22 protein-coding genes are annotated in these 22101 nt (G+C 73.7%); 8 read left to right on the forward strand and 14 right to left on the reverse strand.

Annotated elements, in window-relative coordinates:
* Nucleotides 1–95: 95 nt before the first annotated feature.
* The 3 genes from ACIOC0_RS21975 to ACIOC0_RS21985 form a co-directional block, all read right to left on the reverse strand.
* Nucleotides 96–929 carry a DUF4142 domain-containing protein gene (locus ACIOC0_RS21975; RefSeq protein ID WP_402156890.1) on the reverse strand — a complete coding sequence of 278 codons (834 nt, stop codon included), beginning with the start codon at nucleotides 927–929 and terminating at the stop codon, nucleotides 96–98.
* A 143-nt stretch (nucleotides 930–1072) separates the two neighbouring features.
* Complete coding sequence (locus tag ACIOC0_RS21980) at nucleotides 1073–2386, reverse strand: DUF692 domain-containing protein (protein ID WP_402156892.1); 1314 nt, start codon at nucleotides 2384–2386, stop codon at nucleotides 1073–1075.
* 236 nt (nucleotides 2387–2622) lie between these two features.
* Nucleotides 2623–3354 (reverse strand): aminoacyl-tRNA hydrolase, encoded by a 732-nt coding sequence (locus tag ACIOC0_RS21985; RefSeq protein WP_402156894.1) that lies wholly within the window; start codon nucleotides 3352–3354, stop codon nucleotides 2623–2625.
* A gap of 88 nt (nucleotides 3355–3442) precedes the next feature.
* On the opposite strand from ACIOC0_RS21985, the gene ACIOC0_RS21990 reads away from it, so the two are divergent.
* Both ACIOC0_RS21990 and ACIOC0_RS21995 read left to right on the forward strand, forming a co-directional pair.
* Complete coding sequence (locus tag ACIOC0_RS21990; protein WP_402156895.1) at nucleotides 3443–4318, forward strand: ATP-binding cassette domain-containing protein; 876 nt, start codon at nucleotides 3443–3445, stop codon at nucleotides 4316–4318.
* Nucleotides 4315–4986: an ABC transporter gene (locus ACIOC0_RS21995; protein WP_402156897.1), complete on the forward strand. Its 672-nt coding sequence runs from the start codon at nucleotides 4315–4317 to the stop codon at nucleotides 4984–4986. The genes ACIOC0_RS21990 and ACIOC0_RS21995 overlap by 4 nt, the downstream gene beginning before the upstream one ends.
* A 24-nt stretch (nucleotides 4987–5010) precedes the next feature.
* Here ACIOC0_RS21995 and ACIOC0_RS22000 read toward each other — a convergent pair whose 3' ends face one another.
* From ACIOC0_RS22000 to zapE, 8 genes are all read right to left on the reverse strand, one after another.
* On the reverse strand, nucleotides 5011–5199 hold the full coding sequence (locus ACIOC0_RS22000; protein WP_351092186.1) for a hypothetical protein: 189 nt from the start codon (nucleotides 5197–5199) through the stop codon (nucleotides 5011–5013).
* A 42-nt stretch (nucleotides 5200–5241) separates the two neighbouring features.
* Nucleotides 5242–6147, reverse strand: coding sequence for a polysaccharide deacetylase family protein (locus ACIOC0_RS22005; protein WP_402156899.1), 906 nt, complete (start codon nucleotides 6145–6147; stop codon nucleotides 5242–5244).
* 93 nt (nucleotides 6148–6240) lie between these two features.
* Nucleotides 6241–7683, reverse strand: coding sequence for an alkaline phosphatase PhoX (locus ACIOC0_RS22010; protein ID WP_402156900.1), 1443 nt, complete (start codon nucleotides 7681–7683; stop codon nucleotides 6241–6243).
* 94 nt (nucleotides 7684–7777) lie between these two features.
* On the reverse strand, nucleotides 7778–8611 hold the full coding sequence (locus ACIOC0_RS22015; RefSeq protein ID WP_402156902.1) for a slipin family protein: 834 nt from the start codon (nucleotides 8609–8611) through the stop codon (nucleotides 7778–7780).
* Between the two features lie 814 nt (nucleotides 8612–9425).
* Nucleotides 9426–10919 carry a SulP family inorganic anion transporter gene (locus ACIOC0_RS22020; RefSeq protein WP_402156903.1) on the reverse strand — a complete coding sequence of 498 codons (1494 nt, stop codon included), beginning with the start codon at nucleotides 10917–10919 and terminating at the stop codon, nucleotides 9426–9428.
* Nucleotides 10920–10927: 8 nt separating this feature from the next.
* A complete protein-coding gene (locus tag ACIOC0_RS22025; protein ID WP_402156905.1) occupies nucleotides 10928–11506 on the reverse strand; it encodes a carbonic anhydrase in 579 nt (192 codons plus the stop codon).
* A 78-nt stretch (nucleotides 11507–11584) separates the two neighbouring features.
* On the reverse strand, nucleotides 11585–11977 hold the full coding sequence (locus ACIOC0_RS22030; RefSeq protein ID WP_402156907.1) for a hypothetical protein: 393 nt from the start codon (nucleotides 11975–11977) through the stop codon (nucleotides 11585–11587).
* Nucleotides 11978–12186: 209 nt separating this feature from the next.
* Nucleotides 12187–13302, reverse strand: a complete 1116-nt coding sequence (zapE, locus tag ACIOC0_RS22035) for a cell division protein ZapE (RefSeq protein ID WP_402156908.1) — start codon at nucleotides 13300–13302, stop codon at nucleotides 12187–12189.
* Nucleotides 13303–13372: 70 nt separating this feature from the next.
* On the opposite strand from zapE, the gene ACIOC0_RS22040 reads away from it, so the two are divergent.
* The 4 genes from ACIOC0_RS22040 (at nucleotide 13373) to msrB (ending at nucleotide 16760) form a co-directional block, all read left to right on the forward strand.
* Nucleotides 13373–14155 (forward strand): pyrimidine reductase family protein, encoded by a 783-nt coding sequence (locus ACIOC0_RS22040; RefSeq protein WP_402156909.1) that lies wholly within the window; start codon nucleotides 13373–13375, stop codon nucleotides 14153–14155.
* A gap of 186 nt (nucleotides 14156–14341) precedes the next feature.
* Nucleotides 14342–14815, forward strand: coding sequence for an indole-3-glycerol phosphate synthase (locus ACIOC0_RS22045; RefSeq protein ID WP_402156910.1), 474 nt, complete (start codon nucleotides 14342–14344; stop codon nucleotides 14813–14815).
* 121 nt (nucleotides 14816–14936) lie between these two features.
* Nucleotides 14937–16328, forward strand: a complete 1392-nt coding sequence (murC, locus tag ACIOC0_RS22050) for a UDP-N-acetylmuramate--L-alanine ligase (protein WP_402156911.1) — start codon at nucleotides 14937–14939, stop codon at nucleotides 16326–16328.
* A gap of 24 nt (nucleotides 16329–16352) precedes the next feature.
* Nucleotides 16353–16760: a peptide-methionine (R)-S-oxide reductase MsrB gene (gene msrB, locus ACIOC0_RS22055; RefSeq protein ID WP_402156913.1), complete on the forward strand. Its 408-nt coding sequence runs from the start codon at nucleotides 16353–16355 to the stop codon at nucleotides 16758–16760.
* 46 nt (nucleotides 16761–16806) lie between these two features.
* On the opposite strand, the gene ACIOC0_RS22060 is transcribed toward msrB, so the two are convergent.
* The 3 genes from ACIOC0_RS22060 to ACIOC0_RS22070 form a co-directional block, all read right to left on the reverse strand.
* Nucleotides 16807–17844: a YbhN family protein gene (locus ACIOC0_RS22060; protein WP_402156914.1), complete on the reverse strand. Its 1038-nt coding sequence runs from the start codon at nucleotides 17842–17844 to the stop codon at nucleotides 16807–16809.
* Between the two features lie 91 nt (nucleotides 17845–17935).
* Nucleotides 17936–19393, reverse strand: coding sequence for a sensor histidine kinase (locus ACIOC0_RS22065; RefSeq protein ID WP_402156916.1), 1458 nt, complete (start codon nucleotides 19391–19393; stop codon nucleotides 17936–17938).
* On the reverse strand, nucleotides 19390–20079 hold the full coding sequence (locus tag ACIOC0_RS22070) for a response regulator transcription factor (RefSeq protein WP_130438049.1): 690 nt from the start codon (nucleotides 20077–20079) through the stop codon (nucleotides 19390–19392). Before ACIOC0_RS22070 ends, ACIOC0_RS22065 begins: the two co-directional genes overlap by 4 nt.
* Before the next feature lie 167 nt (nucleotides 20080–20246).
* Here ACIOC0_RS22070 and ACIOC0_RS22075 point away from each other — a divergent pair, with 167 nt between their 5' ends.
* Together ACIOC0_RS22075 and ACIOC0_RS22080 are read left to right on the forward strand one after the other, a co-directional pair.
* Nucleotides 20247–21584, forward strand: a complete 1338-nt coding sequence (locus ACIOC0_RS22075) for a ferric reductase-like transmembrane domain-containing protein (protein WP_402156917.1) — start codon at nucleotides 20247–20249, stop codon at nucleotides 21582–21584.
* A gap of 10 nt (nucleotides 21585–21594) precedes the next feature.
* Nucleotides 21595–22026 (forward strand): FMN-binding protein, encoded by a 432-nt coding sequence (locus tag ACIOC0_RS22080; protein WP_402156918.1) that lies wholly within the window; start codon nucleotides 21595–21597, stop codon nucleotides 22024–22026.
* Nucleotides 22027–22101: the final 75 nt, after the last annotated feature.

Here is a 22101-nt window from a genome sequence, read left to right on the forward strand (position 1 = left end):
TTTCTATGCCGGAGGCACACGGGAACGCCATGCCTCGTTCACTGTTCGCACCCAAGGCGTTGCGGGTATGTGACGTTCCGTTTTGCGTCACGGCGTCACGGCGTGACCGGGACGACCTGCCCGGGCCCGGTGCCGGGATCCACCGGCACGGCCCGGGCGGCCGGGGCGGACACGGCGGGGGCGGCGGGATCGGCGGGGATGGTCGGGTCGGCGGGCGTCGCCGTACCGGCGTCGGCGGGCGATGCGGGTGCCGCGGGCGTCGTGGCGGCGGTCGGCGATGCGCCGGTGGCCGCCATCTCGCGGGCCAGAGCGGCGAAGTCGACGTAACCGGTCGCCTCCAGGACCGTGATGTGGTCCAGGACGGTGGTGTTGGCGTCGTCGGCGAGGCCGCGCACCAGAGCGTTCTGGGTGCTCGCCCGCACCTGTGCGACGAGGGGGAAGACCCGGCCGTGCGCCAGCCGCAGGATGTTGGCGAACTCACGGTCGTAGTCCGTGCCTTGAGCCGAGTCCAGCTGGGACAGCCAGGCCTTCTGCTGGTCGTTCGGCTGGTCGGGCAGCGCGATGTTCAGCTGTGCCGCGACGGTGCGCACCCGCTCGTCGAGGAGGGTGTGCCCCTCGACGAGGTGCCGGCCCGCCGTCCGTACGGCCTCGCCGACGCCCTTCTGCTGTGCCTGCCGCCCCGCCGGCAGCTCCCAGAGCCCGGCCAGCCGGACCTTGACGAGGAAGTCCCGGTCGAGAGCGGTCAGCGGCCCGTAAAGCGTCGGCACGGTGTCGGCGTTCAGCGTGTCGACGCTCGTTCCCGGCGCGGACCGCTCCTCGTAGGACCAGAGCGGGAGGATCAACGCCGCCAGGGTCGCCACCAGGCCCGTGATGATGAGCCCGGTGCCGGTGAACATGCCTTTGCCCCTGATCGGGGGTCGCGGTCGCATGGAGCCTCCTGCACACGCACCGCACGCCAGTGGGCTTCGGGTGCGTGCGGGAAAGGCATATTACTGCCCCGGACCAGGCGTCTGGCCCGGCCCCGGACCAGGCGTCGGGCCGGCCACCGGACCAGGGGCCGTGTCAGCGCCGCTCAGCGTCCGATCAGCGACCGGCCGACCTGCCCCACCCGGGCCAGCCGCGACAGCGGCCGCGGGGCGGGCCCCGACCGGTCCAGCCACCACCGGCGCAGCTCCCGCCGGGCGCGGCCCTCCGTCAGCTTCTCGCTCAGCAACAGCGACTCCGCGAAGTCCAGGGCGTCCTGGCGGTAACCGCCGCGCATCGGGTGGCGCTGGGCATAGCCGACGAAGGCGGACCGGTACTCCGTGCCGAGGATCGACACCAGCTCCGGGGCGACCTTCGCCACCACGTCCGCCCGCTTGGCCGCCAGCGCCCGCGACTGCACCCCGAGCCGCACCCGGTCGAACCCCTCCGGGACGGGGGTCCCGGCGACCAGCGCGGACAGCAGCGCGGCCTGGGCCAGGGCGAGACGCTGCCGGGCCGCTTCGCCGCCGGGAGGCACCGGAGCGGTGTGGTCCCGGGCCTGCTGCTCCGGGCGGCCCTCCGCCTGCGGACGGGTGCGCGCGCCCCGCTCCACCGCCTCCCGGATCGCGCTCAACTCCCCTTCCAGCTCTGCCGGTTCGGGGAAGTTCTCATCGCGCTCCAGCAGCACCCCGGGCGGGGAGACGCGGGAGGCGAGGTCGGTCAGGATGTCGAGGACGGGGCGCGGCACCGGGTGGGCGTGGCTGTCGTGCCAGACGCCGTCCCGCTCGAAGCCGCCCGCGACATGGACGTACGCGATGGCCTCCAGGGGCAGTTCGGCGAGCGCCTCGGCCGGGTCCTCACCACGGTTGACGTGGTTGGTGTGCAGGTTGGCGACGTCGATCAGCAGCCGCACGCCGGTGCGGTCGGCGAGGTCGTAGAGGAACTGGCCCTCGGTCATCTCCTCGCCCGGCCAGGAGATGAGCGCGGCGATGTTCTCCACGGCGAGCGGCACGGGCAGCGCTTCCTGCGCGATGCGCACGTTCTCGCACAGCACGTCGAGGGCGTCGCGGGTGCGGGGCACGGGCAGCAGGTGTCCGGCCTCCAGGCGCGGGGAGGCCGTCAGCGGACCGCCCGCGCGGACGAACGCGATGTGCTCGGTGACCAGCGGCGAGCCCAGCGCCTCGGCCCGCTCGGCCAGCGCCGTGAGCCGCCCCTCGTCGGGCCGGTCCGCGCCGCCGAGCCCGAGCGAGACGCCGTGCGGTACGACGGTGACGCCGCGCTCACGCAGCCGCAGCAGGGAGTCGGGGAGGTGGCCGGGGCAGACGTTCTCCGCCACCGCCTCGACCCAGTCGATGCCCGGCATCCGCTCGACGGCGTCCGCGATCTCCGGCCGCCAGCCGATTCCCGTCCCGAGTCGCGTCATGGTCCCCTCCTCCGTCCGGCCCCCACCGCGGTGACGGGGATATGACCCGGGCACCGCTCCCCGAACCGCCCGCCGCCGTCCTTCAGAGCAACATTTGAGGTTCGGCCCGGGGCGTGCGGGCAGCGCCCGCCGGTCCCCGTCCCCGTCTGGTACGCGCGCCGGGCACAGCGGGTTCAAAGGAGCGGAGAGGAATCGACCGCGTGCACGTCAACGCAGGGGAGCCGGACGGGCTGCGCTCACCGAGCCGACCGCGCCCGCAGGGCCGGATGGTCCGCGACCACCGTGCAGCTGCCGGGAGCGATCTCGGTGAAACCGGCGTCCCGCACCAACGGCAGCCCGCTCGCGGTCAGTTCACGCCAGCGCGCGGGCTCCGCGGTCCGCACCGAGAGCGCGAACCCCGACTCCCGCCACGTCGACCGCTCGTCGTCCGTCAGCTCCCACCAGGCGAGCTGCGCCCCGTGCCCGGCCTGCGCCATCGCCTTGCCCGCGGACATCTCCACCTCCGGGCTCATCCACAGCACCGGCGCGTCCGGATCCGGCTTCGCCGGGGCCTCGGGGTCGTCCAGCTCGGTGCCGGACACCTGGAGTTTCGCGAGCTCCTTCGGCCACCCGTCCAGCGGCACCGGCGGGAACACCCGCACCTCGGCCGCCTTCCCGGTGACGGTGATCCCGGGCAGCGCCTCGGCCCGCCGCCACTCGGCGCCCCGGGCCCGCCGTACGACCTTCCGGATCCGGGCGTCCTGCCAGTCCCGCACCGCCTGCGCCCACTCCCCGTCCGCGACGGCGCGCTCGTCGCTGAGCAGCACCAGCACCGCCCGGGCGGCCGTCTCCAGCGCATCGGTACGGGCGGGAGGAGCCGCCTTCTCCAGGTGGAGGACGAGGGGCAGCACGAACTGCGGCGCGGCGTCGCGCGCGCTCACCTCGGACCGGAAGGGGCTGTCACCGGCGGACGCACGATCAGAGCTCACACCGGCCAACCCTAAGGGGCCCCGGGCAGTCCTTCTGGCGAGGGGCCGCCCTCCTCGTCCGCGGGGGCGCGTACGGGAGGATGTGGCGATGACCTACGTGTTACGTCTGGACAGGGTGGGCCGCCGCTACGGCGTGCGTGGTCCCTGGGTGTTCCGCGACGCGAGCCTGGAGCTGACGCCCGGCGCTCTCACCCGAGTCCAGGGGGCCAACGGCACCGGCAAGTCCACCCTGCTCCGCCTCCTGGCGCGCGTCGACGCCCCGACGGAGGGACGGCTCACCGGCCGCCCCCGCACCGCGTACGTCCCCGAACGCTTCCCCGCCGCCCTGCCCTTCACCGCCGTCGGCTACCTCACCCACCTCGGGACCGTGCACGGCCTCACCCGCCCCGCCGCCGGGCGGGCCGCCGAGGAGTGGCTGGACCGCTTCGGCGTCGCCGCCCACGCGTGCGTGCCCATGGCCCGGCTGTCCAAGGGGACCAGTCAGAAGGTCGCCGTGGCGCAGGCGCTCCTCGCCGAGCCGGAACTGCTCGTCCTGGACGAGGCGTGGACCGGACTGGACGCGGGCGCGCGGGCCGAACTGGAGCGGGCGGTCGCCGAGAGGACGGCGTCCGGCGCGGCCGTCGTCTTCGTCGACCACGACCCGCGCCGGCTCGCCGGGACCACCGACGCCGAGTACACGGTCCGGGACGGGGGTCTGCACCCCCGTACGGAACCGCCCCCCGCCGTCCCGGGGCCGCACGTGGCCGTCGAGGTGCAGGGGCCGCCCGCCGGGCCGCTGCCGGTTCGGGCGCTGCGCCTGGCCGTCACCGCCGAGGAGACAGCCCCCGGCGTCCACCGCCTCACCGTCCCCGCCTCCCGCTCCGACGTCCTGCTCCGCGCCCTGCTCACCGCCCGGCCGTCGTGGCACGTGATCGGCGTCGGCCCGGCAGCGGCGACCGGACCCGACCGTGAAGGCGCCTCGTGAAAGCCCTCCTGCGGTACCGGGCCGCCCTGCTGGTGCGCTCCCAGCGCTGGCTGCCGCCGTTCCTGCTGTACGCCGTGTTCCTGGGCGTCGGCGTGCAGAGCGGCCAACCCGTGCTGGACTCGCTCGGCTACGCGGCCGCGGCCCTGCTGCCCGTCGCCGCCTGGCTGGTGCGGATCTGCGTGACCGACGAGCCCCCGGCGGCCCGTGCCGTCGTTGCGGCGGCGGCCGGACCCGCGCGGGCGCACCTGGCCGCCGTGCTGGCGGCGCTGGCGGCCGCCGCCGTGCCAGGGACGGCGGCGACGGCGGTCCTGGCGCTGATCAGCGACCCGGTGAGCGCCGACCACCAGCAGCGGATCCCCCTGCCCGAGGCCGCCGCGGCGGGGCTGCTCGCGGCTCTGACCTGCGCGTTGCTCGGCACGGCCGTGGGCGCGCTCACCGCCTGGCCCGTCCTGCGCACACCCGGCCGCGCGGTGCCCTCGCTGCTGCTCGCGGCGCTGCTCGCGCTGGTGGCGACCGGCTCTCCGGCGCAGGCCGCGGTCGAGGGCCTGGTCAGCGGGTCGCGGTCGGCGACGGTGCATCCGCCGTTGCTGCCGCTGGCCGCCGCGGCGCTGATCTCCGCCGCGGCCATCGCGGTGGCGTGCGCGCTGACGTCCCGGCGGTCGGCCTGAAGCCGCCGACCCGGAGATGCCCGTTCAGCCCGAGCAGGCCGTGCGCTGGGCCTCCTGCCATTCGCAGACGGGGCACAGGGTGATGCCCTTGTACGACTCCGGGTACTCCGTCGGCTCCTGGCAGAGCACGCAGGCCGCGTACGGCGGCCCGTCGGCCCGGGGCGGCCGGGCGTCGTCGATCAGGCAGTAGGCGTTGCCGCTCTCGTCGCTCATACCTCCAAGGGTACGAACGCGCCGCACGCGCGCGGGTGTGTCTCAGCGCCGCTCGCCCGCCGCCCGGATCAGCTCGGAGACCTTGACGAAGCGGTAGCCCCGGCGGCGCAGTTCGGGGACGATCGCACGGACCGCGCGCTCGGTCGTGGGGGCTGCGCTGCGGGTGCAGTGCATGACGACCACCGACCCGGGTCTCACCCCGTCCAGCACCTGCCGGGCCACGGCGTCCGCGTCCGTCGCGAACGCGTCGCCGCTCACCACGTCCCACTGCACGGCGGTGACGCCCGCGCCGCTCACCTCGCGCAGCGCCTGCCGGTCGTGACAGCCGCCGGGGAAGCGGAAGTAGGGCATCGCGTTCGGCACCCCGGCCGCGCGGAAGGCCGCGTACGCCCGCTCCACGTCGGCCCGCATCCGCTCCTTCGGCACCGTGGGCAGGCCGTAGCAGTCGTCGGTGAAGGCGTAGTGGCTGTAGGAGTGGTTGGCGACCTCGAACAGCGGGTCGCGTCCCACGGAACGCGCCTGGTCCGGGTACTCCTCGGCCCACCGGCCCGTCATGAACACGGTGGACGGCACCTTCAGCTCGCGCAGCGCGGCGATCAGTTGCGGGTGGTCGAAACGCTCCCCGTCCGCCGCCCGCGGCCCCTGATCGGCGGTCATGTCGGCGTCGAAGGTGAGGGCGACGGTCTTGCCGCCGGTGCGGGGGCCGTGCTCGAAGACGGGGGTCAGGCCGGCCGGCCCCGGGGCCAGGGTGGGCGCGGGGGAGGGGCTCGTGCGGAACGGCGGCGCCGTGGCGGGGGGTGCGCCGGACGGCGAAGCCGTGGGGGAGCCGGACGGGCTGGGGCGGTCGGGGGCCGGGCGGGCGGCCGGGGGCGCCGGGGCCTGGCCGCAGGCGGCCAGAGCGGCGCCCAGGGCACAGGCCACGGCGAGACGACGTACAGGAGTGATCACCCGATGAAAGTACGAGAAACGAGCGATCACTCGTGTGTAAATATGCTCACGTCTTCGCTCCCGTCACCCGCCCGGATCACCGGGCCGGCGGAGCTACCGCCGCCAGGGGCCCGTCACCGCGAACGTCGTCCCCGGGGTGTAGCAGTTGACGTACATCGTGCGGCCGTCGGGGGAGAAGGTGACGCCGGCGAACTCGCCCCACTCGGGCTCCTCGGGGGTGCCGCCCGCCGCGGCAGCGGCTGATGTGATCGTCTGGCGTCCGCGGGCCATCGCGTACACCTCGCCGCCGCGGGTCACCCCGTAGACGTGCTGGGCGCCGTTGCCGTCCTCGCAGACCATCAGGCCGCCGCTGGGCGCGAGGCAGATGTTGTCGGGGGACTCGCCGGGCAGCTGCACGTCCGTGTCGGGACCGAAGACGATCACCAGGGTCAGCCGGCGGCGCTCCGGGTCGTAGCGCCAGATCTGGCCGAAGTGGTCGGCAGCCGAACCGTCCGCGCCGCGTGCGAACGAGGACACGAAGTACACGCACCGGCCGCCCCAGTAGCAGCCCTCCAGCTTCTGCGCGTGCGTGATGCCCCCCGGCCCGAAGTCCTGGAGCCGGACGGGCGTCCCGACGGCCAGCGGGTCCGGTACGTCGACCCACTCGACGCCGTCGAAGGACGCGCCGGTCTCCTTCACCGCCGACAGGTCGGGTGCGCCCGGCACCCGCATCGCCTGGAGCCGGCCGCCCGCGCGCAGCGAGCCGACCCCGCCCAGCGGTTTCCTCGGCAGGAACCGGTAGAACAGGCCGAAGGGTTTCTGGAACGCGTCCTCCGTCTCGTAGACGATGCCGCGCACCGGGTCGACGGCGATCGCCTCGTGCTGGAAGCGGCCCATCGCGGTCAGCGGGACGGCGCCGGTGCGGTGCGGGTCCGCCGGGTCCACCTCGAAGATGAAGCCGTGATCCTTGGTGTAGCCGTTCACGCCGGCCTTGTCCTCGGTCTCCTCGCACGTCAGCCAGGTGCGCCAAGGGGTGGGCCCACCCGCGCAGTTGACGGCCGTGCCGGCGATCGCGACCCGCTCCGAGAGCACCCTGTCGCCGGGGCCGAGGGTCAGGGCCGTGCAGCCTCCCTTGCCGGCGGGGTCGTAGGTCAGGCCCTCGACGGTGGGGACGCCGATCTTCGCGGTGGGGCGGTTCTCGTGGTTGCGGACGAGGTGGACGCGGCCGCCGCGGGCGGGGAGGGCCGTCATACCGTCGTGGTTGGAGGGCACCGGGCCCTCGCCGGAGCGCAGCGGATCGCCCTCGCGGGAGAGGACCCGGTAGCGGAAGCCCTTCGGCAGGTCGAGCAGGCCGTCGGGGTCGGGGACGAGGGGGCCGTAGCCGCTGTGGCCGAGGTCCTCGGCGGCGGCGGTGGCCGGGAACAGCTCGGAGAGGGCCCCGGAGAAGACGATGCCCGCGCCCAACGCGCCGGTACGGGCGAGGAGTTGGCGGCGGGTGGTGGGGGATGCCTCCGGCGCGGGGGCGGTGGGGGGCGTGGGGCGAGGGGTTTGCGGCACGGGCAGTCACCTTCCTGCTGGCGGACAGGAACACACTGACCCGCCCGTGTCTATCACTCGCCGCGCGCCCCGGGAACCACGCGCGTAGCACGTGTCACGGCGCGGCGCGTTCAGGATGCGGCGGGCTGTTCTGCGGGCGCATCGACGGAGGGAGCGTCGCCGGCGCCGGCTGCTGGGCCTTCTCCAGGAACCTCAGCAGTTCCACCGGGAAGGGCAGCACCAGCGTCGAGTTCTTCTCGGCGGCCACGGCCACCACCGTCTGGAGCAGCCGCAGTTGGAGCGCGGAGGGCGTGTCCTCCATCTGCTGTGCCGCCTCGGCGAGCTTCTTCGACGCCTGCAGTTCGGCGTCCGCGTTGATGATCCGGGCCCGCCGCTCCCGGTCGGCCTCGGCCTGGCGGGCCATCGACCGCTTCATCGTGTCCGGCAGGGAGACGTCCTTGATCTCGACCCGGTCGATCTGCACGCCCCAGCCCACCGCCGGGCTGTCGATCATCAGCTCCAGGCCCTGGTTGAGCTTCTCCCGGTCGGACAGCAGGTCGTCCAGTTCGCTCTTGCCGATGATCGACCGCAGGGAGGTCTGGGCCATCTGCGAGACGGCGAAGCGGTAGTCCTCGACGTTGACGATCGCCGCCTCGGGGTCCACGACCTTGAAGTACACGACGGCGTCCACCCGCACGGTCACGTTGTCCCGGGTGATGCCCTCCTGGGCGGGCACGGGCATCGTCACGATCTGCAGGTTGACCTTGCGCAGTTTGTCGACGGCGGGGATCACCAGAGTGAAGCCGGGCTTGCGGATGTCGCCGATGACCCGACCCAGACGGAAGACCACCCCGCGCTCGTACTGCTTGACCACCCGCGCAGCCGCGATGAGATACGCCACCCCGGCGATCCCGACCGCCGCACCCGCCGCCAGCAGATCCTCCACCATGACGACCTCCTCACCCCACCCCTCGCCCCAAAGCCTGCAATGCAACGATATGCCCCAATGTGTCCCCCGAGCCATGCACCCCCGACGGGTGCGGCTCCGGCAGACCGGGCGAGCTGTCGGGTGGGCCGGCGGAGGTGGCCAGGTCGACTCGGGATCCAGTGGTCCGGCGGGGCCGGTGTGGGGACCTGCCGGCCGTCCCCTCTCCATGCCGACGGGGCCGGCAGGTCGGTCGGGTGGTCCGGCGCGGACGGCTGTACCGAAAGGGACCGCCGTCCGGAAGCCGGCCGGACGGCAGGAGAAGCGCGGGGATGCGGGGCGGGCACACCGGCGGGCTGAGCCTGGCGGGGCCGCCAGGCCAGAACGGGTGGGCGGCTGGGTCCGTCGGGGACGGATACGGGGACCGGAGCATCGGCCGCACCAACGAGACCGGCGGCACCCCGCAGCACTCCCGAACAGGCCGCGCTGCCACAGCGACCGCACCGGCCGAACCGCCATGGTCCCGCCGGCCGAACCAGCGCGAACGAGTGGGGCCGGCCCCGGCCGAACCGGCCGGACCGGCCGAACCGGCTGAATTGGCCGGGGAGTCGGACCTGCAAGGTCCGCCGGTCCGCCGAGCCGTTCGGATCCCCCGGGCCGGCGACCAGCCGAGCCGGTCGGTTCAGCCGGCCGACCGGGCCAGTGGGCCGGCCGCCGGCCGGGGCCAGTGGGCCGGACGGGGCTGACGGTTCAGTCGGGTAGGCCGGGCCGGTGGGTCAGTCGGGTCAGACCCGGGTCAACCGGGCCGGCCCCGAATCGGGGCCGGCCCGGCAGGGCGTCACGCTGCCGTGGCCGGCTCCGGGTGGGGTTCTCGTACCTTCACCGGTTCCGGGCCTACCGCGCTGTGGCGTTCTGCCCAGGTTTCCAGGGCGGTTCGGCAGGCGTGGTCGAGGTGGTGGAGGCCGGTGAGGTCCAGCTCGACGGGGCGGTCCTGGGGGAGGGCCTCCAGGTCGTCGAGGATCTTGGGCAGGCGCAGGAAGGTCGCGTTGCCGGACAGGTACACCCGGACGGGGCCCGCGCCCTTGTCGATCACCTGGACCCTGATGTGCGAGGCCTCCCAGGCCGTCTTGACGACGGCGAGCGCGAGGCCGATCAGGACGCCCTCGAACATGCTGACCGCGACGATCGACACGGCCGTGACGACGAGGATCAGCGCCTCGCCCCGGTGCTCGCGCCACAGCGTGGCGATCGCGCGCAGCGGCACCAGCTTGGCGCCGGCGTGCACGAGGATGCCCGCGAGGGCCGGCAGCGGGATGTAGGCCAGCACGCTCGGCAGCAGCGCCGCGAACAGCAGCAGCCAGACGCCGTGCATCACCCGGGAGGCCTTGGTGCGGGCGCCCGCCGCGACGTTGGCCGAGCTGCGCACGATCACCGCGGTCATCGGCAGCGCGCCGAGCACACCGCACACCGCGTTGCCGGCGCCCTGCGCCACCAGTTCCTTGTCGTACTCGGTGCGCGGCCCGTCGTGCAGCCGGTCCACCGCCGCCGCGCTGAACAGCGACTCCGCGGACGCGATCAGCGTGAAGGCGATGACGGTGCCGAGCAGACCGACGCTCGCGAGCTCGCCGAACTCGCCCAGTGGCGGCGGCTGGATCGAGCCGATCAGCCCCTGCACCTCGACGGTGGCCACCGGCAGTGAGAACACCAGCGCGGCCAGCGTCGCGAGACCGACCGCGGCCAGCGGCCCGGGCACCGTGCGCACCTTGGCCGGCATCCGCTTCCACAGCACCAGCACGGCGATGGTGCCGGCGCCGAGCCCCAGCGAGGCCAGCGCGCCGGTGTCGCCGAGAGACGTGACGAGGGCCTCCGGCAGGCCGGCGATCTTCGCGAGTCCGGACTCCGGCGCCTTGGCGCCGGCCATCGAGTAGAGCTGCCCGGCGATCAGCACCAGGCCGATCCCGGCCAGCATGCCCTCGACGACGGAGACCGAGATGGCCCGGAAGTACCGCCCGAGCTTCAGCGCGCCCATGGCGATCTGCAGCAGCCCGGAGACGAGCACGATGACGCCGAGCGCGGGCAGCCCGAACTCCTGCACCGCCTCGAAGACCAGCACGGTCAGACCGGCCGCCGGACCGGACACCTGGAGGCTGCTGCCCCGCATCAGACCGGTGACGATGCCGCCGACGATGCCGGTGACGAGCCCGAGCTCGGCCGGCACGCCGGAGGCCACGGCCACGCCCACGCACAGCGGGAGCGCGACCAGGAAGACCACGAGGGAGGCGGCGAAGTCCGCCTTGAGATGGGGAAACCTGGATGTCTTGGCTATGTTCACGGGGCCCCTCACAGCGCGCGGAAGGCGTCGGTGGCGGAGTCGTGGGTCAGCACCGAACCGGTGTGGACCTCGTAGTACCAGGCGTGCACGGTGAGTTCACCGGCCGACAGCTTCTTGTCGATGAACGGGTAGGAGCGCAGCCGCAGCACCTGGGCCAGGACGTGGTTCTGCACGCCCTCGGCCACGCACGGGTCCTCGGCCGCGCCGATGGGGCGGGGCTCGGCCCGCGCGAGCCACTCCCGCACGGCCGGCACGGCGGTGAGGTCGTCGCCGCGGACCAGGGCGCCGACGGCGCCGCAGTGGGAGTGCCCGCAGACCACGATGTCGCTGACGCCGAGGACCTCCACGGCGTACTCGATGGTGGCCGCCTCGCTGGTGGGGTGCTCGGAGCCGTACGGCGGGACGATGTTGCCCGCGGTGCGCAGCTCGAAGAGCTCGCCGGGCCGGGCGCCCGTGATCAGGGCCGGGACGACCCTGGAGTCGGAGCAGGTGATGAACAGGACCTGCGGTGACTGGCCTTGGGCCAGCGGGGCGAACTCCTCAGGGCGCTGTCCGTGCGTGCGGGCGTTGTCGATGAGGGGCTGCATGGCGTGTTGACTCCTCCTGGCGCGCCGAACGGCGCGTCGGGCTTGCATGACAGAGGTGGGGGGAACTGCTCTGTGCGGTCAGCAGCGGAAGACCTGGAGTGCGGCCGGGGAGTGAGCTGCCGACGGTCTCGACAGGGTGAGCGCGGCGCGTCCTGAGGGTGGGGCTGGGTCCGTCCGGTCCTGGGCCGGCAGGGGCCGTTCGATTCCCTGTGGGGGGAGGTCGGCGGCGCGGTGCCGGTCGCGGGCGCGCAGGGGACCGGTCGGGTCCCCGGAGGGGTCGCAGGGGCGGGGCGACGTGCTCGTGTCGCGGAGCGCCTTGCCGGAGAGCTTGGTTCCGGACTGGGTCTTGGCCTCGACATGGCGGGCTGTGTGCGCGGTTGCGAAGCACTCGGCGGGCGTGAGGAGCGGGAGGGCGAGCAGGGCGGCAGCGAGGAGCGCCAGCAGGGCTTTGACAGTCGTACCTCGGAACACACGCCCCCCTCCCGGCCGTTCACGCCTCTAGTCCGGACCAACGGTTGGTCAACGGATGGTCAAGAAACACATTAACCCTGCAAAGTCGTTTGCAGGGTTAACTTAGCGTTTCGAGCTGAAGACAGGCTGAAGCGTGCGGGGTGGACGGCTGGAAAAGCCTCTTGATCCGCTTCCGTCCCTCGGGGTAGTGGGCCTGTCGGCCGGGTGCGTCAGCCGCCTTCGACGAGGCGGCCCGCGTCACGGGCGAGCGCGGTGAGCCGCGAGATCGCCCGGAAGTACTTCTTGCGGTAACCGCCGTTCAGCATCTCCTCGCTGAACAGCCGGTCGAAGGGCAGCCCGGAGGCCAGCACCGGCACCTCGCGGTCGTAGAGCCGGTCGGCGAGGACGACCAGGCGCAGCGCCGTCGACTGGTCGGGAACCGGCCGCACGTCGGTGAGGCAGACCGCCTTCAGGCCGTCGGTCAGCGCGCCGTAGCGGCTGGGGTGGACCTTGGCGAGGTGCTCCAGCAGCCGGGGGAAGTCGTCGAGCGAGGCGCCCTCGACGTCGTACGCCGCCTTCTTCACCTGCTCGTCGGAGAACGGCGCCGGCGCCTCGGGCAGGCCGCGGTGGCGGTAGTCCTCGCCGTCGATGCGCAGGGCGCGGAAGTGGGCCGACAGGCCCTGGATCTCGCGCAGGAAGTCGGCCGCCGCGAAGCGGCCCTCGCCGAGCTTGCCCGGCAGGGTGTTGGAGGTGGCGGCGAGCGCGACGCCCGCGTCGACCAGCTTGCCCAGCAGGGTGGAGACGAGGACGGTGTCGCCGGGATCGTCCAACTCGAACTCGTCGATGCACAGCAGCCGGTGACCGGAGAGCGTCCGCACGGTCTGCTGGAAGCCGAGCGCGCCGACCAGGTTGGTCAGCTCCACGAACGTGCCGAACGCCTTGAGCTCGGGCTCGGCCTCGGTGGCGTGCCACAGCGAGGCCAGCAGGTGCGTCTTGCCGACGCCGTAACCGCCGTCGAGGTAGACGCCGCGCGGGCCGGCCGCGGCCCTCGGCGCCTTCGCCCTGCCGAAGCCGAAGAACCCCCGCTTGGCGGAACCGGCCGCCCGCGCGCCGAGCCCCGCTGCGAAGCCCTCCAGCACGCCGACCGCCTCGGTCTGGCTGGGCTGGTTCGGGTCCGGGATGTAGGTGCTGAACCGGACCGAGTCGAACCGCGGCGGCGGAACCATCTCGGCGACCAGCCGGTCCGCGGGGACCCGCGGCTCACGAGCGCACAGGGACACCGGCGCGGCGTCGGCTATCGGCCCGTGAGGGGAGGTCTGGGCGGAGGCGGGAGTGGAGGACGACACGGTTCCCCATCGTACTGCCGCGGCGAACGCCGCCCGCCGGGGCGGTACGGGGCGTGCCAGACTGCCTGGCATGCGACGGCTGTTCCCTGTGACCGACCAGACAGCGACCGAGCCCCGGGAGTGGGGGCTCGACGACATCGCCGAGGCCTACGCCTATCCCCGGCCCGGGGCGGGCGGGCCCGCGCCCTGGCTGCGGGCCAACATGGTGTCCACGCTCGACGGCGCCGCCCAGCACGACGGGCGCTCCCAGCCCATCTCCAACGCCACCGACATGCGGATCTTCGGCACCCTGCGGGCCCTCGCCGACGTGGTGCTCGTCGGCGCGGAGACGGTACGCCAGGAGGGGTACCGCCCGGCACGCGCGCGTGCGGAGTTCGCGCGGCGGAGGGAGGCCGCCGGGCAGGGGCCCGCGCCGGCCATCGCCGTCGTCTCCGCGAGCCTGGACCTCGACTTCTCCCTCCCGCTGTTCACCTCGCCCCTGGTCCCCACCCTCGTCCTGACGGGCGCGGCGGCCGCCCCCGAGCGGGTCGCGGCCGTCGAGAAGGCCGGCGCCCGGGTGGTCGTCGCCGGTGACGGCACGGGCGTCGAGCCGGACCGGGTCGTGCCGGCCCTCGCCGGCCTCGGGCACACCCGGCTGCTGACCGAGGGCGGCCCCCGGCTGCTGGGGCAGCTCGTCGCCGCCGGCGTGCTGGACGAACTGTGCATGACGCTCTCGCCGCTGCTCACGGCGGGTGACGCGCAGCGGATCGCGGGCGGCCCCGCCATCGCCGTGCCGCAGCGGTACGCGCTGGCCTCCCTCCTGGAGGAGGATGGCTTCCTGTACGGCAGCTACCGCCGGGAGCGGGGCGACTGACGTGCCGGCGCCGGCTGGACGCACCCGGGTGTGGCGGGCCGGATCCGGGGCAGGCGGGCACGGCGCGCGGGTGGACCACGCCGTGCGCTTCCCGTGCGCGCACGGGAAGGATGGTTTCGGCAGGGCCGGGCACGGCTCACGGAGGACTGAGGGCCACGGGGGCCCTCGAAGGAGAATGGGGCGCTGGTGTTCACAAGCGTGTTGATGATCGAGAAAGCCCTGACGTCCGCCGACGTGGAGTTCGTCACCACCTTGCACGGCGACGAGCAGGTCGCCTTCCACGTGCTGCTCCAGCCGCGCGGCGACCAGGCGGACCGGCTGCTGCGGGCCATCGACGACGTGGCGCTCGGCGAGCTCGACGAGGCCGCGCGCGAGGGGGAGACGCCGGAGGGCGACGAGGCGAAGGGGTTCGGCGTGCGTGCCCTGGAGGTGTCCCTGCAGGCACTGCACGCGGCCGGGAGCGGGGCGGTGGGGCGGCTGGTGGAGGACCATCCGCTGGACGCGCTGAAGTCCCTCGTCGACGAGGTGAACGCGGACGAGGTGATCGTCCTGACCGATCCTCACTACGTGGAGGAGTTCTTCCACCGCGACTGGGCCTCCCGCGCCCGCCACAAGGTCGGCGTGCCCGTGCTCAAACTCTTCTCACACAGCAAGACGTGACCCGGCACGCGGGCGCGCTCCGGACACCTAGCGGCACGCGTCGGTTCTGTACGCAATAGTCTGGGGGCGCGCTCCCGCCGGGGGGCGCGTTCAGTGTCGTACGGAACTTGGGAGAACACGCATGGCACCTGGCCTTCCTACCGCCATGGACCGACCGCATTTCATTGGCATCGGCGGCGCCGGGATGTCGGGCATCGCCAAGATCCTCGCTCGGCGCGGGGCCCGGGTGGCGGGCAGCGACGCCAAGGAGACCGCGACCGCCGAGGCGCTGCGCGCGCTCGGCGTCACCGTGCACATCGGGCACGCGGCCGGGCACCTGGCCGACGACGCGACCTGTGTCGTGGTGTCGTCGGCGATCCGCGCGGACAACCCGGAGCTCACCCGTGCGGGGGAGCTGGGCATCCCGGTCGTCCACCGATCGGATGCTCTCGCCCGGCTGATGGACGGTCTGCGCCCGATCGCGGTCGCCGGCACCCACGGGAAGACCACCACCACGTCCATGCTGGCGGTCGCGCTGACCGAGCTGGCCCTGCACCCCTCGTACGCCATCGGCGGCGACCTGGACGTCCCCGGCTCCAACGCGGAACACGGCGAGGGCGAGATCTTCGTCGCCGAGGCGGACGAGTCCGACCGCAGCTTCCACACCTACGCGCCCGAGGTCGCCATCGTCCTCAACGTGGAGCTGGACCACCACGCCAACTACGCCTCGATGGACGAGATCTACGAGTCCTTCGAGACCTTCGTCCGCAAGATCGTCCCCGGCGGCACACTGGTGGTCTCCGCCGACCACGAGGGCGCGCGCGAGCTGACGCGGCGGATCGAGGGCGGCCTGCGCGTGGTGACGTACGGCGAGTCCGCCGACGCCGACGTGCGGATCCTGTCCGTGACGGCCCAGGGGCTGAAGAGCAGCGTGACCGTCGCCCTGGACGGCCAGGAGATCACCTTCACGGTCTCCGTGCCCGGCCGCCACTACGCGCACAACGCGGTCGCCGCGCTCGCCGCCGGCGTCGCCCTCGGCGTCCCGGCCACCGCGCTGGCGACGGCGCTCGGCGCGTACACCGGCGTCAAGCGCCGCCTGCAGCTCAAGGGCGAGGCCGCGGGCGTCCAGGTCATCGACTCCTACGCGCACCACCCCACCGAGATGACCGCCGACCTGGAGGCGATGCGCGGGGCGGTCGGCGACGGCCGCATCCTCGTCGTCTACCAGCCCCACCTGTTCTCGCGCACGCAGGAGCTGGGCAAGGAGATGGGCGAGGCGCTGGCTCTGGCCGACACCTCCCTCGTCCTCGACATCTACCCGGCCCGCGAGGACCCGATCCCGGGCGTGACCAGCGAGCTGATCATCGCCGCGGGCCGTGCGGCGGGCGCGGACGTGACCCCGGTCCACGACAAGGACGAGGCGCCGGCCCTCGTCGCGGGAATGGCCAAGCCCGGTGATCTCGTTCTCACCATGGGCGCGGGAGATGTGACCGACCTGGGCCCGAGGATCCTGGACCGTCTCGCACAGAGGTAGAGAGAAACAGAGGGGTTGGCCTTCATGTCGTACGACGTCGAAAAGCCCGACGAGCAGTGGCGGGCGGAGCTCGCCCCGGCCGAGTACGCCGTGCTGCGCCAGGCGGGCACCGAGCCCGCCTTCACCGGTGAGTACACCGACACCAAGACGCGGGGCGTGTACTCCTGCCGGGCCTGTGGCGCCGAACTGTTCACCTCCGACACCAAGTTCGAGTCCCACTGCGGCTGGCCGTCGTTCTTCGACCCGAAGGACAGCGACGCCGTCGAGCTGATCGAGGACCGCTCGCACGGCATGGTGCGCACCGAGGTGCGCTGCGCGCGCTGCGGCTCGCACCTCGGCCATGTCTTCGAGGGCGAGGGCTACCCCACCCCGACCGACCAGCGGTACTGCATCAACAGCGTGTCGCTGCGGCTGACGCCGGCCGAGAGCTGACGCCGGCGGGAGCAGGGATGAGCGTCCGGTCCGAGGGGCCGGGCGCTCACAGCGCCCCGCGCTGCACCAGGGCCGAGAGCGCCAGCATGCCCGGCGGCATGGGCAGCCAGACGGTCAGCACGCGGTAGCCGATCACGGTGGCGGTGGCCAGGGGGAGCGGGGCGCCGTAGCCGGCCAGAGTGAGGACCAGGACCGCGTCGACGGGCCCGATGCCGCCCGGGGCCGGGACCGCGCCGGCGGCGGTGCTCGCGGCGAGGAACGCGAACAGCAGCTGCGGCCAGGTCAGCGGCACGTCCAGTGCCGTGCCGACCGAGGCGAGGACGCAGGCCTGGAGCAGCGGGGCCGCCGTCGCTCCGCCCCACAGGGGGAGGAAGCGGGCCGGGCGGGAGTGCAGCCGGCGGGCGTCGGTGAGCGCCGTGCGGACGAAGTCCACGGCGGGCCGGCGCAGGGGCCGAACGAGGACCAGGAGAGCCGCGCCCGCGGCGAGGATCAGGACCGCCCCCGCGGCGGCCGTCAGCAGCGTCCGCCCTTCGGGAAGAAGCTCGACCGGGGGCGCCGCGGTCGGCGCGGCCAGCAGCAGCACCAGGAGCACCAGCGTCTTCGCCACCGCCCTGACCAGGGAGTACAGGGCGATGGATGCGGTGGCGCGAGGGAGGGGGACGCCCCGGCGCTGGAGGAAGCGGACCGTGACCGCGTGGGCGCCGATGCCCGCGGGCAGCAGGTTGTTCGCGGCACCCGCGGCGATCTGGGAGACCAGCAGCAGGCCCTTGGGCAGCCGGTCGGCGACCGCGCCCTGGCGGGCGCAGGCGGCGGCGATCCAACCCGCGCCGGTGAACAGGCACCCGGCCAGCAGCCACCAGGGGTCGGCGGCGGCGAGACGGGCGGCGCCCTCGCTCAGGGAGTGCCGGTCGAGGGCGGCCCACCCGGCGAGCATCAGCAGCGGCAGCAGGACGAGGACACGGCGTACGACGGACGAGCCGGAGGCGCGGGCCGCCGAGGGGCGGGCGGAGGTGACGGTCGGCGGGGGGCGGTCGTCCGCGCGGGGGAGCGGGGAGGCGGGACCGTCGAGCGGCAGCGGGGGCACGGCGCACGGCGTCCTTTCGCGTCATGTCCGCGGGCGGGGGCTGGGAGAGTTCTGCCCGCGCCCCGCACAGCTCAAAGGTGCCCCGACGGCGTCATCCGGACGACGTCGTCGGCAGGGCGAGGGCGAAGACCGTCGGGCCCGCCGCGCCGGCCAGGGTGAGGGAGCCGCCGTGGGCGTCGGCCAGCGAACGGGCCACCGACAGTCCGAGTCCGCTGCCGCCCCGGTCGCGGCTGCGGGCCTTGTCGACGCGGTGGAAGCGGTCGAAGACCCGCTCCCGGTCGCCGGGCGGGATGCCGGGCCCCTCGTCGGAGATCCGCACCAGCGCCGCGTCCCCCGTCACCGACACCGCGACGGACACCGGTGTGCCGGGCGGGGTGTGCACGGCCGCGTTGGTGAGGAGGTTGTCCAGCACCTGGCGGACACGGTGCGCGTCCAGCCGCAGCCGTGCCGACTCCGGCCCGGGGCGCACGGTCAGCGGATGGCCGGGATGGCTCGCACGGAACGCGTCGGCGGCCTGCTCGACCAGCGCGACCAGGTCGGCTTCCGCCATCCGCAGCGGGGTCTCCACCTCCGCCGCGTCCAGCCGGGCGAGCAGCAGCAGGTCGTCGAGGAGGACGCCCATCCGCGCGGCCTCGGCGCGCAGCCGGGCCAGATGCCGGTCGCGCTCCTCGGGGGCGTTGGCCGCCGCGTACTGGAAGAGGTCCGCGTAGCCGCGCACCGACATCAGCGGGGTGCGCAGCTCGTGCGAGGCGTCCGCGACGAAGCTGCGCAGCCGCTGCTCGGCCCGGGCGCGGACCGCTAGGGAGTCGTCGATGTGCTCCAGCATCGTGTTGAACGCGGTGCGCAGCTCCTCCACCTCCGGGCCGCCGCCCGGCGCGTCCGCGCGCAGGTGCAGCCGGGACGCCGACTCCGTCAGATCGTGCGAGGCGATGCCATGAGCGGTGTGCGCCATGTCGCTCAGCGGCTTCAGCCCGCGCCGCAGCATCGCCCGGCCGCACACCACGAGCGCCAGCAGCGCGAGGCCGAAGGTGACGACCTGGACGGTGACCAGCCGCCGTACGGTGCCCTCGACGGCGTCCATCGGCGCGCCGCTGACCAGCACCACGCCGGGTCCCGCCGAACAGGCCCGCAGCCGGTACACGCCCTCGCCCCTGAGGTGCTCGGTGCGCAGGACCTCCTCGCTCGTGGTCGTCTGCGCCCTCGCCAGGGCGGTGAAGTCGGCGACGCCGGCCGGGTCGCCGGGCAGGTCGCCGGCGTCCTCGGGCCTGCGCAGCACCGGCGTGCCGTCGGCCGACACGTCGTACACCGCGTAGTACCAGCGGTAGTACTTCTTGCCGGTCAGCGTGCCTGAGTCGGCGATGCTCCTGGACTGCGCGACCTGGGCGAGCTTCAGCTGCTCGTTGAGCTGCGCCGACAGATAGTCGCGCATGTAGGTCGTCAGGGCCGTGCCGACGATGGCGAACACCACCAGCGCCAGCGCGCCCAGGCCCAGCGCCAGCCGGGTGCCGAGCCGGAGCCCGCGGTACGCCCGCCGGACCCTGCGGATCACCGGGCCGCCTGCCGGACCACGTACCCGAAGCCGCGCACGGTGTGGATCAGCGGCGCGCCCGTCGCGTCGAGCTTGCGCCGCAGCCGGCTCACCACCAGCTCCACGACGTTGGAGCGGCCCCCGAAGCCGTACTCCCACACATGGTCCAGGATCTGCGCCTTGGTCAGCACGGTGGGCGACTTGCGCATCAGATAGCGCAGCACCTCGTACTCCGTCGGCGTCAGCGTCAGCAGCCGCTCGCCGCGCCGCACCTCACGGGTGTCCTCGTCCATCGTCAGATCGCTCACCCGCAGCACCGACCGCTGGAAGGCGGGTCCCGCGCTGCGCCGCAGCACGGTGCGCAGCCGGGCCATCAGCTCCTCCACCGCGAACGGCTTGACCAGGTAGTCGTCCCCGCCGCGGGTCAGCCCCGCGACCCGGTCGGCGACACCGTCGCGGGCGGTCAGGAACACCACCGGCACCATGGTCCCGGACCGCCGCAGACGGTCCAGGACGCCGAAGCCGTCGACGTCCGGCAGCATCAGGTCGAGCACCACGATGTCGGGGCGGAACTCGGCGGCGCGGCGCAGCGCCTCCTCGCCCGTGTTCGCGGTGACCGCTTCCCAGCCCTCGTAACGGGCGACCGTCGCCACGAGATCGGCGATCGGAGGGTCGTCGTCCACCACGAGGAGTCGCACTTTGTCCACGGGGTCATACTGCGTCACCGACCCGGCCGGACCGGAGCCCGGTTCCGCACCCGTGCGCAGATCGATACACACTTGAAAGTTGTACGACAGGAGATCGACAGCTCCGGCGGCCAGGCTCGGTGTCCTGAGGACCCCCAAGGGCCCCTGAGACCGAGGAGTTCCCGTCCGTGACGACCGTCCAGTCGCCTCCCGCGCGCACCGCGACGATACGGCCCCGGGCCGTGGCCCGCACCGGTCTGTACGCCGTGCTGGCCGCCAACGCGGCCGTCGTGACCCTCTTCGCCGTCCAGGCGGGCTTCGCCTCCAACGCCCTCGTCGTGGTGGGCCGGTTCGCCGGTCTGTACGCCGCGCTGCTGATGGCGTTCCAGTTGCTGCTGGTCGCCCGGCTGCCCTGGCTGGACCGCCGCATCGGCATGGACCGGCTGACGAACTGGCACCGCTGGACGGGCTTCGGCCTGCTGTGGACGCTCGTCGGGCACGTCGTGTTCATCGCCTTCGGCTACGCCGAGTCGTCCTCCCTGGACCCGGTCAGCCAGGTGGTGGACCTCGCCGAGACCGTCGAGGGCGTCTTCCGCGCGGTCGTGGCGACGGGCCTCCTGCTGGTCGTCGGCGGGGCCTCCGCCCGTCGGGCTCGCCGCCGACTCGCCTACGAGACCTGGCACTTCGTCCACCTGTACGCCTACGTCGCCGTGGTGCTCGCGTTCACCCACCAGGTCGCCGCCGGCACCACCTTCACCGCCTCGTCCGCCGCGACGGCGTACTGGTACGGCGTGTGGGGCGTCGCCCTCGGCTCGGTGTTCGCCGGCCGGATCGTCCTGCCGCTGTGGCGCAACCGGCGTCACCGGCTGCGCGTCGAGGCGGTCGTCCCCGAGTCGGACGACGTCGTCTCCGTCTACGTCACCGGACGTGACCTGGACCGGCTGCCGGCCCGCGCGGGGCAGTTCTTCCTGTGGCGGTTCCTCACCAAGGACCGCTGGTGGCAGGCCAACCCGTTCTCGCTGTCGGCGGCGCCCGACGGGCGCACCCTGCGCCTGACCGTCAAGGCCGCCGGCGAGGGCTCCGCCGGGCTGCGTCGCCTCGAACCCGGCACCCGCGTCTTCGCCGAGGGCCCCTACGGCGCCTTCACCGCGATGCACCGCACCCGGCCGGAGGCCGTCCTCATCGCCGGCGGCGTCGGGGTCACGCCCATCCGGGCGCTGCTGGAGGAACTGCAGGGCCACGCCGTCGTGATCTACCGCGTGGGCGCCGACCGGGACGCCGTCCTCCACGACGAGCTGCGCGACCTCGCCCACGCCAAGGGCGCCGAGCTGCACCTCGTGACCGGCCCGCCCGTCCCCGACAGGCTGGCCCCGGACGAGCCGATCCGGCTGGTGCCGGACATCGCCGAGCGGGACGTGTTCCTGTGCGGGCCGCCGCCGATGATGAACGCGGTGCTGGGCAGCCTGCGCGCGCTGGACGTGCCCCGGACGCAGGTCCACTTCGAGCGTTTCAGCCTGGCGGGATGAGAGGAAGACCGTGAAGCGAGCACTGCCTGTCCTGGTCCTGAGCATCGCCGGGCTCATCCCGGTGTGGCGTTACGAGCCGTCCTCGGGTGCGTCGTCGTCCGGCGCGGTCGCGGCGCCGGCGCAGACGACTTCGCCGGCCGGTTCTGCCGCCGGTTCCTCGTCCGGCTCGGCGTCCGGCTCGTCCGTCGTCGTCAAGGGCACGGTCGTGAGCACCGACAAGGGGGACGTGCAGGTCGAGGTGACCTACGAGGGCGACCGGATCACGGCCGTCAGGACGCTGAAGCAGCCGGACCACCCGCAGACGACGGCGGCGGTGCCGAAGCTGATCGCGGGGACGCTTCAGGCGCAGAGCGCGGACATCGACACGGTGTCAGGGGCGACGGTGACCAGCGAGGGCTACAAGAAGTCCCTCCAGGCCGCCATCGACGCGAGGACCTCCTGACGGCCGCAGCCCCGCGTCCTGCCGAAAAACGACAGGTCTAGACTCTCTCCGCAACGGCCCGACCTCAAAAGGTCG

It is taken from the genome of Streptomyces sp. NPDC088254, assembly GCF_044740925.1.
GTDB lineage: Bacteria > Actinomycetota > Actinomycetes > Streptomycetales > Streptomycetaceae > Streptomyces.

Coding starts and splice junctions, on each gene's coding strand:
- ACIOC0_RS22040 (WP_402156909.1), top strand. CDS start 13,373: ATGCGACGGCTGTTCCCTGTGACCGACCAGACAGCGACCGAGCCCCGG.
- ACIOC0_RS21980 (WP_402156892.1), bottom strand. CDS start 2,386: ATGACGCGACTCGGGACGGGAATCGGCTGGCGGCCGGAGATCGCGGAC.
- msrB (WP_402156913.1), top strand. CDS start 16,353: ATGTCGTACGACGTCGAAAAGCCCGACGAGCAGTGGCGGGCGGAGCTC.
- ACIOC0_RS21975 (WP_402156890.1), bottom strand. CDS start 929: ATGCGACCGCGACCCCCGATCAGGGGCAAAGGCATGTTCACCGGCACC.
- ACIOC0_RS22015 (WP_402156902.1), bottom strand. CDS start 8,611: ATGGTGGAGGATCTGCTGGCGGCGGGTGCGGCGGTCGGGATCGCCGGG.
- ACIOC0_RS22000 (WP_351092186.1), bottom strand. CDS start 5,199: ATGAGCGACGAGAGCGGCAACGCCTACTGCCTGATCGACGACGCCCGG.
- murC (WP_402156911.1), top strand. CDS start 14,937: ATGGCACCTGGCCTTCCTACCGCCATGGACCGACCGCATTTCATTGGC.
- ACIOC0_RS22025 (WP_402156905.1), bottom strand. CDS start 11,506: ATGCAGCCCCTCATCGACAACGCCCGCACGCACGGACAGCGCCCTGAG.
- ACIOC0_RS21990 (WP_402156895.1), top strand. CDS start 3,443: ATGACCTACGTGTTACGTCTGGACAGGGTGGGCCGCCGCTACGGCGTG.